Source organism: Nitrosospira multiformis ATCC 25196, assembly GCF_000196355.1.
GTDB lineage: Bacteria > Pseudomonadota > Gammaproteobacteria > Burkholderiales > Nitrosomonadaceae > Nitrosospira > Nitrosospira multiformis.
Genome location: NC_007614.1, coordinates 1,396,325 through 1,408,503, shown reverse-complemented (window position 1 = coordinate 1,408,503; position 12,179 = coordinate 1,396,325). Strand labels below are relative to the sequence as shown.

Annotated in this window: 15 protein-coding genes; 14 read left to right on the top strand and 1 reads right to left on the bottom strand. The window is 55.4% G+C overall.

The genetic code is table 11. The annotated features are described in order from the left end of the window. Positions 1-108 precede the first annotated feature (108 nt). The 11 genes from NMUL_RS06420 to murI all read left to right on the top strand — a co-directional run bounded on the left by NMUL_RS06420 (position 109) and on the right by murI (position 9,302). Complete coding sequence (locus NMUL_RS06420) at positions 109-1,050, top strand: DUF5996 family protein (RefSeq protein ID WP_011380568.1); 942 nt, start codon at positions 109-111, stop codon at positions 1,048-1,050. A 159-nt stretch (positions 1,051-1,209) separates the two neighbouring features. Continuing rightward, positions 1,210-1,680, top strand: a complete 471-nt coding sequence (locus NMUL_RS06415) for a hypothetical protein (protein ID WP_011380567.1) — start codon at positions 1,210-1,212, stop codon at positions 1,678-1,680. After that, positions 1,677-4,343 (top strand): M64 family metallopeptidase, encoded by a 2,667-nt coding sequence (locus NMUL_RS06410; protein WP_011380566.1) that lies wholly within the window; start codon positions 1,677-1,679, stop codon positions 4,341-4,343. Before NMUL_RS06415 ends, NMUL_RS06410 begins: the two co-directional genes overlap by 4 nt. A 169-nt stretch (positions 4,344-4,512) precedes the next feature. Continuing rightward, positions 4,513-4,695, top strand: a complete 183-nt coding sequence (locus NMUL_RS16295; protein ID WP_011380565.1) for a VOC family protein — start codon at positions 4,513-4,515, stop codon at positions 4,693-4,695. Next, complete coding sequence (locus NMUL_RS16290) at positions 4,692-4,976, top strand: VOC family protein (protein WP_011380564.1); 285 nt, start codon at positions 4,692-4,694, stop codon at positions 4,974-4,976. Before NMUL_RS16295 ends, NMUL_RS16290 begins: the two co-directional genes overlap by 4 nt. Before the next feature lie 156 nt (positions 4,977-5,132). Continuing rightward, the gene (locus NMUL_RS06400) at positions 5,133-5,828 is read left to right on the top strand and encodes a hypothetical protein (protein ID WP_041352425.1); all 696 of its coding nucleotides are present in this window, start codon (positions 5,133-5,135) and stop codon (positions 5,826-5,828) included. Positions 5,829-5,856: 28 nt separating this feature from the next. After that, entirely contained in the window at positions 5,857-6,177 is a 321-nt protein-coding gene (locus NMUL_RS06395; RefSeq protein WP_011380562.1) for a hypothetical protein, read from the top strand. 347 nt (positions 6,178-6,524) lie between these two features. Beyond that, a complete protein-coding gene (ccmA, locus tag NMUL_RS06390; protein ID WP_011380561.1) occupies positions 6,525-7,145 on the top strand; it encodes a cytochrome c biogenesis heme-transporting ATPase CcmA in 621 nt (206 codons plus the stop codon). A 1-nt stretch (position 7,146) separates the two neighbouring features. Then, the gene (ccmB, locus tag NMUL_RS06385; RefSeq protein ID WP_011380560.1) at positions 7,147-7,806 is read left to right on the top strand and encodes a heme exporter protein CcmB; all 660 of its coding nucleotides are present in this window, start codon (positions 7,147-7,149) and stop codon (positions 7,804-7,806) included. Between the two features lie 85 nt (positions 7,807-7,891). After that, a complete protein-coding gene (locus NMUL_RS06380; protein WP_011380559.1) occupies positions 7,892-8,389 on the top strand; it encodes a GNAT family N-acetyltransferase in 498 nt (165 codons plus the stop codon). Positions 8,390-8,495: 106 nt separating this feature from the next. Further along, on the top strand, positions 8,496-9,302 hold the full coding sequence (gene murI, locus NMUL_RS06375) for a glutamate racemase (protein WP_011380558.1): 807 nt from the start codon (positions 8,496-8,498) through the stop codon (positions 9,300-9,302). A 116-nt stretch (positions 9,303-9,418) separates the two neighbouring features. On the opposite strand, the gene NMUL_RS06370 is transcribed toward murI, so the two are convergent. Continuing rightward, entirely contained in the window at positions 9,419-10,312 is an 894-nt protein-coding gene (locus NMUL_RS06370; protein ID WP_011380557.1) for a 3-methyladenine DNA glycosylase 2, read from the bottom strand. A 425-nt stretch (positions 10,313-10,737) separates the two neighbouring features. Here NMUL_RS06370 and ccmC point away from each other — a divergent pair, with 425 nt between their 5' ends. Genes ccmC through ccmE form a run of 3 tightly spaced genes read left to right on the top strand, consistent with a single transcriptional unit; the run spans position 10,738 to position 12,102 of the window. Further along, positions 10,738-11,478 (top strand): heme ABC transporter permease CcmC, encoded by a 741-nt coding sequence (ccmC, locus tag NMUL_RS06365; RefSeq protein WP_011380556.1) that lies wholly within the window; start codon positions 10,738-10,740, stop codon positions 11,476-11,478. Beyond that, a complete protein-coding gene (gene ccmD, locus NMUL_RS06360) occupies positions 11,475-11,672 on the top strand; it encodes a heme exporter protein CcmD (RefSeq protein WP_011380555.1) in 198 nt (65 codons plus the stop codon). The genes ccmC and ccmD overlap by 4 nt, the downstream gene beginning before the upstream one ends. After that, positions 11,656-12,102, top strand: a complete 447-nt coding sequence (ccmE, locus tag NMUL_RS06355; protein WP_011380554.1) for a cytochrome c maturation protein CcmE — start codon at positions 11,656-11,658, stop codon at positions 12,100-12,102. The genes ccmD and ccmE overlap by 17 nt, the downstream gene beginning before the upstream one ends. Positions 12,103-12,179 lie beyond the last annotated feature (77 nt).

Below are 12,179 nucleotides of genomic sequence, written 5' to 3'. Positions count from 1 at the left end.
AAGGCCAGTGCATTCGAGCTGGTTTGATATAAGCATGCCAGATGAAAATACGTGTCGTGGTCATTGCGATTTCTCTGTTTTCCCGTGTCACCGCATCATCATAATACTATGATAAATAAACATATAGCGGATATGGGGAATGGCTGGCTGAAACTGCCTCCCCTGGAAGCCTGGCAGGATACCTGCAATACCCTCCATATGTGGACTCAAGTCGTGGGGAAGATCAGGCTTATGCTTTCCCCGGATATCAACCACTGCTGGGGCTCCACGCTTTATGTCACCACCCGTGGCCTCACCACTTCGCCCATTCCTTACGGGATATTTACCTTCGCCATCGATTTCGATTTTATCGCGCACACGCTTCACATCACCACATCAAAGGGCGCTGATCACACCTTCGCGCTGGAGCCGATGTCGGTTGCTGATTTCTACCACAAGACCATGCAGGCGCTTCAAGAACTCGGCATCGAGGTAAAAATCCTTGCAAGGCCGGTGGAAGTGGAAGTGGCTATTCCTTTCGAGAAGGATGACCAGCATGCAAGCTATGATAAAGACGCAGTTTCCCTCTTCTGGCGCGCCCTGGTGCAGGCGGACTGTGTCTTGAAGGCTTTCCGAGCCCGCTTCACAGGCAAGGTGAGTCCGGTGCACTTCTTCTGGGGCGCATTCGATCTCGCGGTAACCCGGTTCTCGGGGCGAACTGCGCCGAAGCATCCGGGGGGCGCGCCTAACGTTGCCGCTCGCGTAATGGAAGAGGCCTATTCGCACGAGGTATCGAGTGCAGGCTTCTGGCCTGGAACAGGGCTGGGAGAGGCGGCCTTTTATGCTTATGCCTACCCCACCCCTGCGGGCTTCAACGAATACAAGGTTCAGCCGCAGGCAGCTTATTTTCATGACAAGCTCGGCGAATTCATCCTGCCGTATGAGGCCGTGCGAACAACCGGGAACCCTGCGCAGACACTTCTCTCGTTTTTTCAAACCACTTATGAAGCAGCCGCCACTCTCGCCCATTGGGATAGGGACGCGCTTGAACGTAAGACTGTGGAAGCTTGAGATGGCTCCGGATAGCTCAGCGGATTCGGCGGGCGAACAGGAACGCACAGGGTGCGAACAGCGCATGTAAACAGGAGCAGGCATCAGGACTAGAACCGGCGAACCGAGTTTCAACGCATCGCCGCCGCAAACCATACCCTCCTACTCACAGGAGAAAGCATGCCAAATTCGAATCAATCCCGCCGGCTCGAGCCCAATCAGCACGGGACGCTGAGACTCACATTCCGGGTTGCAGATGGAGCGGTTCACCTTGTCTCGTATGAGCGGCTTCCCATGATTTGTCCGCCTTCGGTCGGAGAAGCCCCTCAGGCCAGGAAAAATGGTGGCTTCTGGATGGAACTCCGGGACGGGAACAACCACGTCCTGTTTCATCGGCTTATCCATTCCCCGCTCATCGGCTCCGTTGAGGTGCACTCACCCGATGGCAAGATCGAACGAAAATTTGGGGAGGTCAAGGAGAGTATTTTTGAAGTGCTTCTTCCGGATAATCCTGCTGCCGAATCCATTGCCCTGATAGGTGAGTCGCTGGACCTTTCCGCTCTTTCTGCTGCGGGCGCGCAGCAGCGTGCCACCTCAACCGAGTTGGCCCGGTTTGACATACCGAGGGGAGAGAAAGGGGACATGCAATGAGTGCGAGTGACGGGTATGTCGTGGGCACCACGAAGATCGTTGATCACGGCTCCGATAGTGTCCGATGGAATCTGGTCATCCTGGGTGATGGATATCGTGCGACCGAGTTGGCGCAGTATCATACCGACGTACAGAACTTTGTCACGGCCCTGCGCACTACTCCGCCCCTGGACGAACTCTTCTGCGGGATCAATGTACACCGTGTCGACATCGTGTCGAATGAAAGCGGCGCGGACGATCCGGGATGCGCCGGAGGAACTCCAACCACGGCCAATACCTATTTTGACGCGACATTTTGCAGCATCTTTGCCGGAACACCGCTCGATCGTCTGCTCACCGTGGATGCCGCGCTCGCGTTGTCCGTTGCGTCCGCCCAGGTCCCGCTCAGGCATCAGGTGCTTTGCATAGTCAATTCGAGCAAGTATGGAGGATCAGGTGGAATGATCGCCACGTGCTCTACCCATGCCCAGGCGGCGCAGATAGCGATCCACGAAATGGGACACAGCGCTTTTGGACTGGCCGATGAGTATGGAGGGAATGGCGCAGGCACACCGGCGGGAGAACCCTCTCAGCCGAATGTAACACGCGATACCAGCCGCACCACTAACAAGTGGCGCGACCTCATCGCGCCGGGCACTCCCATGCCGTCACAATGCGACCCCGGTTGCGCGGCCTCCGTCTGCGTCCCACCCGCGATGCCTCCCGCAGCGGGTGCGGTAGGCACCTATGAAGGCGCAATTTACTCGGACTGCGACACCTATCGCCCTCTGCCAAGCTGTTATATGCGGGATTACGCCCCTTTCTGTCCCGTCTGCGCAGGCGTAATCCGGCAAACGCTGCAACTGTTTCTTCCCCCTGAATCGATCACCCTGACCACCCCGAGTATAAACTTCCTGAATGTTCCCGCCGGGATGGGGGGTGTCGGTGTAACGACACACCGGGCCATCCTATGGGAAGTGGTGTCCTGCCGAAGCCTGACATTTGAGATGACCGCAGGCCCTACCGGCGGATTCGGTACCCCGAATGGCACCTCCGTTGCTGTGGCGAGCGATCCGATTCTGCCGGTTACCTACGCACGGCTCTGGCTGTCCTACACCTCCACGAATCCAGGCGATACTGCAAGCGGCAACGTTACCGTGCGTTGCGTCCAGACGGGGGAAAGCTGGGTAATCAACATTGCTGCCAACACGACTGCGCGTCCCCGTTCTGCAGTCGCGCTCGTGCTCGATCGCTCCGGCAGCATGAATGAAGATGCTGGCGATGGCATCTCCAAGGTCCAGAAACTGCGCGAAGCCGCCAATGTTTTTATCAGTGCCATGCAACCGGCGGACGGTATCGGCTTGGTCCGCTTCAACGAAGCGGCCCAGCGTCTGATGGAAATCCAGGAGGCTGGCGCTGCCCCGGGCGGTACGGGGCGGACCATTGCCCTTGAACATATTGCCGGAAGCGATATCGATCCCGCTGGCGCCACTTCCATCGGTGACGGTGTCGTGAATGGAAAGCAGATGCTGGATGACGCGCAAGCGACGGCGGGTACGCCGTACGATGTTACCGCTATGGTCGTGCTCACCGATGGAATGTGGAATCGTCCCCCGCCTCTAGCCGACGTCATGGGCAGCATCACGGCAAATACCTATGCGGTTGGCCTGGGACTGCCCTCCAACATCAGCATTCCCGCACTGGCGACGCTATGTCAGGTACATAACGGATATCTTCTGGTGACCGGCGCACTTTCGGGCGACCAGCCCATGCGGCTCGGCAAGTATTTCCTGCAAATTCTCGCGGGCGTATCGAATGCCCAGATCACCGCCGATCCGCGGGGTATTCTCAGCAGGGAATCGGAGCATCGTATCCCGGTTTCGATCTGTGAAGCGGATTATGGAATGGATCTGATCGTATTGAGCCCTTTTCCGCGAGCGATCGATTTTCAGCTTGAAGCGCCGGACGGTTCCAGTATTACGCCAGCGTCACCACCGGGATCGACCAATTCACGATTCATCCTGAGCCCGTATGCATCCTATTACCGGTGCGCGTTGCCGGTGCTTCCAGCTCAGTCAGCCGGAAGCCATGCCGGGCAGTGGCATGCAATACTGAAACTGCAGGGCGGAACCTCGGTATCTGCTGCACAGCACGCGGCGCTGCCTTATGAGTTTGTCGCGCACATCTATTCGAGCTTGACCTTCACAACGTATGTCAGGCAAGCGAGTTTCAAGGTGGATACCATTATTCACCTGATCGCTGCACTGTACGAATATGATGCGCCGCTTCAGGGAAATGCAAGGGTCTGGGGGGAGATAGTGCGACCGGATGGAGTTGCTGAGCTTATCCCACTCAGCCGCGATCCACAGGGGCAATTTACCGCTGCCTATCCACTCAAGGTGCAAGGCGTCTTCCACATCCGGGTGCGTGCACGCGGTGAAACGGCACGGGGAACGCCTTTTGAACGGGAACGCACGCTTACTGCGGTTGCGACCCCGGGGGGTAATGTATGGAATCCGAACGAACCAAAAGCCAACGATTTCTGTAACCTGCTGCACTGCCTTCAGGAGAAGGATGTGATCAGCGAGGAACTCATACACAGGCTGAAAGAACAGGGAATCGATGTGCCGACACTGTTGAAATGCCTGGATGAACGGTGTGGCGCCTGGATAAAACCCGAATAACACCCGAAGGAGGAATCGGTCGGGAGTCCTGGCCGGGAGTCTTTCAATCACCCTCCACTTCCACTCTTTCCCATTCGCGGGCAATTGCAAGTTCATCGGCAAGCTCCAGTTTCCGCCCTCAATCCTCCCGCTCCCTTCGGGAATTCATCAATCAACCAAGGAACCGCACATGATTGTTAAACCCATACCCGATGGTTACCACAGCATCACTCCCTACCTCATCATCGATGGAGCAGCTGAGGCGATCGCATTCTACAAACGTGCTTTCAGCGCAATGGAATTGTTCAGGATGGATACGCGAGATGGAAAAGTCGGCCAGCGGAGATTCGGATCGGTGACTCGCGCATCATGATGGCGGATGACTGCGGCGAAGAAAGCCCTTTTCGTAATCCGCAATCCTCCGGCAGTTCTTCGGTCGGTTTGCATTTATATGTGAACGATGTGGATGCGGTGTTTGACCAGGCCGTGGGAGAAGGAGCAAAGATCATCAAGCCGCTGGAAGACCAGTTTTATGGAGACCGGTCAGGCGCGCTGCAAGATCCTTTCGGCCATATCTGGTTCATCACGACGCGTAAGGAAGATCTGTCGCTGGAGCAGATCAGGCAACGCGCCGAGGCAAAGTTCAAGCAATAAGTACTTTTGATGCCTCACGCGCCAGGTTTACCCCACTTGACTTATCCCTGCACGAGACTAAAGTTAAATCGAATTGTTTCAGCGTTTACAGATCTAGAGGCAAATTTACTGAAAGAAAGGAAGAAATATATCAATAGTAAACGGGAGAGTATCGAGATGCCCATACTTACGAATTACTGGTTCAGTGATACAGATTTCCGAGGTAATACGGAGTTTCTGAACATAAGCCATTGCGCCGGGTGTTGGGCGTGGATCAACTGGCCCAATATTGGCTCCACGGACAGCACATTGGTCTGGGAAAGAGAAGACAGGGAAATCGCAATAGATCTTCCGCCCCTACTCAACGCCCCGGATATTCTGGCCGCAGTAGACAGACTACTCGGTGAAAACGCCAGGAGAACGTCTGACATCAAAGCAGGGTGGATACCCTGGCGTCACGTACCTTTCCATGAAAACGATCCAGGCCGCCACGCCGATCTGGATCTTTTGATCAGAATTTTCTTCAATTTTCATGTTTCCACTCCCTGGTATTGTTCGGAGGCAGATGGAAACATAAATTATTACGTGATTCCATATCTGGATTCATCAGGACAACTGGGGGCCTACGTTGATTGGTGGAGCTATCACTATGACGGGGGCGCCCCTTTCTGCACCGGCGCAATAAGTGATACGCTGAATAACGCTGTTCCTGGCGGCATGTCAACGCTCCAATCCATGATCGATGATCGTTTGACACTGTTCTCGGAGCGTCGATTTGACATGCTCTATTTGCTCCCCGGCGACGGAACTCGCACGGGTGGCGGGAACGTCAATGTCGACGAGCATGTTTCCATTGCGCTGCTGCCTCGCTGAGGATAGGAGAGTCAATCAGGAGGATTAAATGAAAGAAACGTCCCGTAACATTCAAGCAGATGTTGTCGACAAGATCCAGGAATGCCTCAGGGAACTGGGTTTTGAAGCCGAAAAAAAACTATCCGATCACGAGGGGATCGTCTTTGCCCAGAAAGAGATCCATGGGAAATGCGTCAAATTTGTCGCGCATATTACCGACCGGGAGTCAAAAACCACTGTCGGCGGTCCAGCAAGTCTTGAAGTGGCGAGAGACAGGGTAACGCAAATAGCTATCCGTCCCACTCTTTCGGCACAAATTGCGACAAGATCTCCTAAGGAACAAAACAGCCAAAAAAACGGCTGCGAGTAGCAGCCGTAGTAATGACCGCTGTCAACGTCATTGGAAGTATGTTTAAAACTCCCCGTACTTCTGACACAAGAGAGACGGGTCCACATCTTCGGGCGAACGCAAACCAGAGGCTTGGAGCGAGGTAATGGGCCACCGTCACCTTGTCCCGAAATTCCTGCTGTTCCCCCTCTCCCCTGCTTCTATCCCTCCTATTCTGATCAATCCCACCACCAGTAATGTCATGAACATCCCGGCTGTACCCAAATCATACTGATTTCCAGCAGTACTGCCGCAGAAACTGGAAGATCAATCCAAAGGCCATCGGCCTTATCGTTACGCTATAATGCTGACTTTTTTGGCGACTGATAATGCCCACGCTGGAAGGAATTGACCTGACATGCATCCGCGGTGACCGCAAGCTGTTCAGTGGCGTCAATTTTTTGCTCGAATCCGGGGGGTTGATGCAGGTTCAGGGCCCCAACGGCAGCGGTAAAACGAGTCTTCTACGCATGTTGTGCGGACTGGCTTCGCCGGCCGAGGGCGAAATCCGCTGGGATGGTACCCAGATTCGCTCTCTTGGCGGAGATTATTTTGGTGCGATGACCTATCTCGGCCATTTAGGCGGGGTAAAAGACGATCTGACTGCCATCGAGAATTTGCGCATCTCCAGCGCACTGGGCGGGGTTGATCTGGATGAACGCAAGGCCCATGACGCCTTGCAGCACATGGGATTGGGCGGACGCGAACTGTTGCCTGCCAAGGTGTTGTCGCAGGGACAGCGCCGCCGGGTGACGCTGGCGCGCCTGCTGGTATGCGGTACCGTGCTCTGGATACTGGATGAGCCCCTGACTGCACTCGATACGAGTGCAGTCAAGCTGGTACAAGGTTTGATAGAGCGGCACCTGGAACACGGGGGCATGATCGTGATGACCACCCACCAGGAAATCGAGATAGCAGGCGCCGCCATCCAGCGGCTGCAGCTCACCTGACATGTTTTTCTGGATCCTCCGCCGAGATCTTCTGCTTGCGGCAAGACGCCGCTCCGATGTCCTGACGACGCTGTTTTTTTTCATCATCGTCGTCAGTCTTTTCCCGCTTGGCGTCGGGCCGGAGATGAACATGCTTCGTGTGATGGCGCCAGGCGTGGTCTGGGTGGCTGCTCTGCTGGCCTCGATGTTATCACTGGGACGCATGTTTTCCAGCGATTATCTGGATGGCACGCTGGAGCAGATGCTGCTCTCGCCCCAATCTCTGCCCCTGCTCGTATTGGGCAAGGCACTGGCCCACTGGCTCGTGACCGGGGTCCCCCTTGTACTGATGGCGCCGGTATTGGGCATTCAGTACGATCTGACGGGTGATGCCCTTCTGGTGCTGACCGCTTCCCTGCTGCTCGGAACGCCCGTGCTGAGCCTGATCGGTGCAATCGGCGCAGCGCTTACTCTGGGCCTGCGCGGCGGGGGCGTATTGGTCTCGCTGCTGGTGTTGCCGCTGTACATTCCTGTGCTGATTTTCGGTGCGGGTGCAGTGGAAGCAAGCTCCGCCGGGTTAGGGGCGGGAGCACACATGTCGCTGCTAGGCGCTTTCCTGCTGGCATCTCTCGTATTGGCGCCGTGGAGTACCGCGGTCGCGCTGCGTATATCCCTGGAATAAAGAAGGTCGAAGAATCCCGGCAGCTCTTCATTGCGGATCGGCGAGCGCGGTGAAGAGGGGGTGCCAATCGCGGCAGGAGGTTTACATGCAAATCCGCTTGGAACGACCCGAGGATATTGCCGCCATCCAAAGCCTCATAACTGCCGCCTTCAAGGAAATGCCTTATGGCAGCCAGACCGAGGGAGCTGTCGCCGATGCGTTGAGGAGCGCGGGAGCATTGATCCTTTCGCTCATCGCCATCGAGGATGGCGAGATCATCGGCCATGTTGCTTTCTCGCCCGTTGCAATCTCCGGTGCAACAAATGGCTGGTATGGACTTGGCCCGGTTTCTGTCCGACCTGATCGACAAGGAAGAGGCATCGGACAGGCTTTGATCCGCGAGGGGCTTGCCCGCCTTAGAGACATGAACGCCCAGGGGTGCGTTGTCCTCGGCGACCCTGGCTACTACAGCCGTTTCGGGTTCATCAGTGATCCTGGACTCCGCTATGGGGACGTGCCACCGGAGTATTTCCAGCGATTGGGGTTCACCGGGATCGTGCCTGAAGGCGAAGTCGTGTTCCACCCTGGGTTTGATGCGACCTGAGAGGATTCTCGCATGAGCTCATGAACACGCTGCTGGAGACCGTCTCCATTAGCCTGATACAGGAAGCACGGGTATATGTACATATGAGCCATTGAGTGAAAGATAAATGATGCCGGAAATATTTTCTCCCATAGCTGTATTCGATTCCGGTATCGGAGGATTGACTGTCCTTCAGGCGCTGAAAAAGCGTTATCCGCAAGAATCTTACGTCTATCTAGGAGATACCGCCCGCCTTCCTTATGGAACCAAGAGCCCTGAAATCGTGCAGCGTTATAGCCAGAGCCTGTGCAGGATTCTGCTGAACTATAACCCGAGTGCCATCGTGATCGCCTGTAATACCGCATCGACTCATGCGCTGGAGGCCGTACGCGCGCTAGCAGCTCCGCTGCCCGTGATCGGCATGATCGAGCCGGCTGCGGCTGCGGCAATTCAGGCAACAAAAAATCAGCATATCGGCGTCATCGCTACCTTCGGCACCATCCGGAGCGGAGTATATGAAAAGGAACTGAAAAAAATCAATCCTCATATAAAGGCATCGTCCCAGGCCTGTCAGATGCTGGTGGCTCTTGCGGAAGAAGGCTGGTCTTCAGGCCCCATAGCCACGGCTATTGTCCGCCAGTATCTCGATCCTATATTCGACACAGCCGAAGCGCCGGACACGTTGATTCTCGGGTGCACCCATTTTCCTGTCTTTGAAGCCCTCTTCCGGGACATTCTGGGATCATCGGTCACACTCATCAACAGCGGTGAAGCGGCAGCCACGCAGCTTTCGGGAATTACGGGAACAAGGGGCCAGATTAAAATGCTGGCAACCGACGATCCTGAGCGCTTTGCCGCCAATGCTTCCAAATTCTTCGACCAGGGACTGGTGGCTGCCGATATAGAACTGATCGACGTAACTGCCGCATCCTAGTGCTGGAATTCATAAGCCCCGCCTGTTGCTCAAGGGCACAGAAACGTATCATCCAAATTGCTGTCCGTATCGCACAACGAGACTGTCGGACCACAATGAGGCGCATCGAATTCCCGTCAGGCAATCGCAACCGGGGCTGCCCACAGATGGGCGCCGACCAGGGCTCGCCAGGGGGAGAATTGCGCGAGCCAGACCTTCGTATTTTCCTCGCTGATTTTGTCCTGCGCCCCGAGCAAGGCTTGCAGGCCTCGCCGGACTGCTGCATCGCCGTGCAGTGAGCCGTCGAGCCAGCCGAAACCGCGCAGCAATCCATAATTCACCGTCCACGGACCGATGCCGCGGACTGCTTCCAGTTTTTCGCGAATGACATCGACCGGAAGCGTCTCCACCCACGCATCCAATGGAAGCTCGTTGTCAGCCACGAGGGCGGAGAGTGCAAGCAAAGTCCTGGTTTTGGTTGTCGAAAAACCCGCTTGCCGTAACGTCTCTTCGGGCAGCTCGAGAATTCGGCGCGCGTCCGGGTAGCAGAACAGGCCACAGGAGTGAGGGGTATTGGTCGCGCCGATCAGCTTTCGCCGCAGGGAAACCGCGGCGTTGACGCTGATTTGTTGGCCGGTGACTGCCCAGGTCAGGGCCTCGAATGGGGTGGCAGTGACCGGCACCCGTAAACCGGGTTGTTGCGCGATCAGGATGCCCAATTGCGGATGATCGCGATACCGTTCCTCGAAGATCTCGATCTCCTGGGTCAGACCCAGCATGCGCCGGACCATACCTTCGAAGATGGGCTGGCGATCCTCCGCTATTTTGCCATCGATGACCAGTGAAGCCTTTGCCAATCCCGGCTCAAAGCTGATAGAAAGGTACGCCGGGGCGCCGCACCAGATCATGGCTTTTTGCACGGAGGCATGGTTGACACGCTCTGCGATCTCTTGCCGGTCGCGCCGATGAAAGGCCAAGATATCGCCGGGACGAAAGGTCGCAGGTAAGGGAATGGAACAGGAAAATTGCATGGTCGCTTTCGGATTTCCGGAACGGAAAGAAGTATCTGCCGGATTATTCGGCTAAATGAAACGATTATGGTCCCAGGATACCTTGCGCGAAATCCTGTTTTCCTGTTTTTGCGCGTATTTTTGCATCTATATCACCTGTAGCCGATCCACACTCCCTCGCTTTCCTCCGCAATATCCCCCTCCCGGTTACAATCAAGCGGTAGTTTTTAACAAACCAATTCTGAATTTGAGGTTTTTAGGTTAAAATTGGGAGTTACGCGCACGGGGCGTAAGGATGGGTAGGTAGATTGGGTTGCAGTGGACGACAGTGTCCTGCGGGATGCACGACCACATGGGATATTATGGCCATATGATCATATGCACGGCGCAATCTATCAAAGCCTCATCGGGGCCTCAATTATGAAGTCTGCTACCTACTTTGCTACATGGCGATAAACTGGTTTAAATATTCCTCTCCGGCAAGCTTCTATTTTCTCGCCGGCAAAATGATTCCCCTGTTTTCCATTGCTGCAATTGTATTGTGCGCAGTGGGACTTTATATCGGCTTTTTTGTAGCTCCCACCGATTTTCAGCAGGGCGAAGCCTATCGTATCATTTTCATCCATGTGCCCGCGGCCTGGCTGTCGATGTTTCTCTACGTCATCATGGCGCTATGGTCGGGTATCGGCCTTGCATTCAATACCCGCCTTTCCGCCATGGTGGCAACCGCCATTGCCCCCACTGGCGCAATGTTCACGTTTATTGCGCTTTGGACCGGGGCCCTGTGGGGCAAGCCCATGTGGGGCACCTGGTGGGTGTGGGATGCGCGCCTTACCTCCGAACTGATTCTTCTGTTCCTCTACATCGGCTTCATGTCTTTGCAGGCGGCCATAGACGATCCGCGCCGTGCGGACAAAGCCGGAGCAGTGATTGCTCTGGTAGGCGTGGTAAACGTCCCCATCATCTATTTTTCTGTGAAGTGGTGGAATACATTGCATCAAGGCGCCTCCGTCAGTCTCACGCAGTCGCCTAAAATGGCCACCACCATGCTTACGGGGATGCTGATCATGTCAATCGCATGCTGGATGTATGCCATCGCGGTGATATTGATACGCACGCGCGCCATTATCCTGGAACGTGAACGTCATACCGCGTGGGTAGGTCAGTTGCAGGAGGCAGCGCAATGAACTGGAACAGTGTGTCTGAATTTCTGGATATGGGCGGGTACGGGTTCTACGTATGGGGGTCCTACCTCGTTACCTTGATCTGCATTGCAGGGGAAATCGTTCTGGTTTCCAACCGCAGGCGAACTTTGCTCAGGCATCTCAGTCTGATTCATCAGTCAACAAAACAAGAGAAGGGAAATGAAACCACGTCATAAAAAATTGGCAATCATCGCTTCGAGCGTGACCGCGCTGGGCGTTGCTTCGGTGCTGGTTTTAAACGCATTTCAGAGTAATCTCGTATTTTTCTTCAGCCCTACCCAGGTGGCCAATAATGAAGCACCCGTTGGCAAGAGTTTCCGTATCGGCGGCCTCGTGGAAGAAGGCAGCGTCAAACGCCAGGCCGACGGCGTGACGGTCAATTTCCTGGTGACGGATACCGCAAAGGTTATTCCGGTCGTATATACCGGCATCCTTCCCGACCTGTTCAAGGAAGGCAAAGGCGTGGTAGCCCAGGGCAAGCTGGCTTCGGATGGCATTTTCCGGGCGGACGAGGTGCTCGCGAAGCACGATGAAAATTATATGCCACCGGAAGCCGCGGGCGCGCTTGATCAAGCCGACAAGGCTCGCAAGACAGTGATGCAGTAGCAAAAAGTTTCGCCCCGAGCCCTTCCCGAACCGAAAGGGCTCTGTCATTCCTGCTCATATCTATTCATATTTTCCAT

Excerpts from the sequence above, each read along its gene's own strand:
- ccmA (WP_011380561.1), top strand. The coding sequence starts at position 6,525 with ATGCCCACGCTGGAAGGAATTGACCTGACATGCATCCGCGGTGACCGC.
- NMUL_RS06370 (WP_011380557.1), bottom strand. The coding sequence starts at position 10,312 with ATGCAATTTTCCTGTTCCATTCCCTTACCTGCGACCTTTCGTCCCGGC.
- NMUL_RS06400 (WP_041352425.1), top strand. The coding sequence starts at position 5,133 with ATGCCCATACTTACGAATTACTGGTTCAGTGATACAGATTTCCGAGGT.
- NMUL_RS06420 (WP_011380568.1), top strand. The coding sequence starts at position 109 with ATGATAAATAAACATATAGCGGATATGGGGAATGGCTGGCTGAAACTG.
- NMUL_RS06395 (WP_011380562.1), top strand. The coding sequence starts at position 5,857 with ATGAAAGAAACGTCCCGTAACATTCAAGCAGATGTTGTCGACAAGATC.
- NMUL_RS06415 (WP_011380567.1), top strand. The coding sequence starts at position 1,210 with ATGCCAAATTCGAATCAATCCCGCCGGCTCGAGCCCAATCAGCACGGG.
- ccmD (WP_011380555.1), top strand. The coding sequence starts at position 11,475 with ATGAACTGGAACAGTGTGTCTGAATTTCTGGATATGGGCGGGTACGGG.
- NMUL_RS06410 (WP_011380566.1), top strand. The coding sequence starts at position 1,677 with ATGAGTGCGAGTGACGGGTATGTCGTGGGCACCACGAAGATCGTTGAT.
- NMUL_RS16295 (WP_011380565.1), top strand. The coding sequence starts at position 4,513 with ATGATTGTTAAACCCATACCCGATGGTTACCACAGCATCACTCCCTAC.
- NMUL_RS16290 (WP_011380564.1), top strand. The coding sequence starts at position 4,692 with ATGATGGCGGATGACTGCGGCGAAGAAAGCCCTTTTCGTAATCCGCAA.
- ccmB (WP_011380560.1), top strand. The coding sequence starts at position 7,147 with ATGTTTTTCTGGATCCTCCGCCGAGATCTTCTGCTTGCGGCAAGACGC.
- ccmE (WP_011380554.1), top strand. The coding sequence starts at position 11,656 with ATGAAACCACGTCATAAAAAATTGGCAATCATCGCTTCGAGCGTGACC.
- ccmC (WP_011380556.1), top strand. The coding sequence starts at position 10,738 with ATGGCGATAAACTGGTTTAAATATTCCTCTCCGGCAAGCTTCTATTTT.
- murI (WP_011380558.1), top strand. The coding sequence starts at position 8,496 with ATGATGCCGGAAATATTTTCTCCCATAGCTGTATTCGATTCCGGTATC.
- NMUL_RS06380 (WP_011380559.1), top strand. The coding sequence starts at position 7,892 with ATGCAAATCCGCTTGGAACGACCCGAGGATATTGCCGCCATCCAAAGC.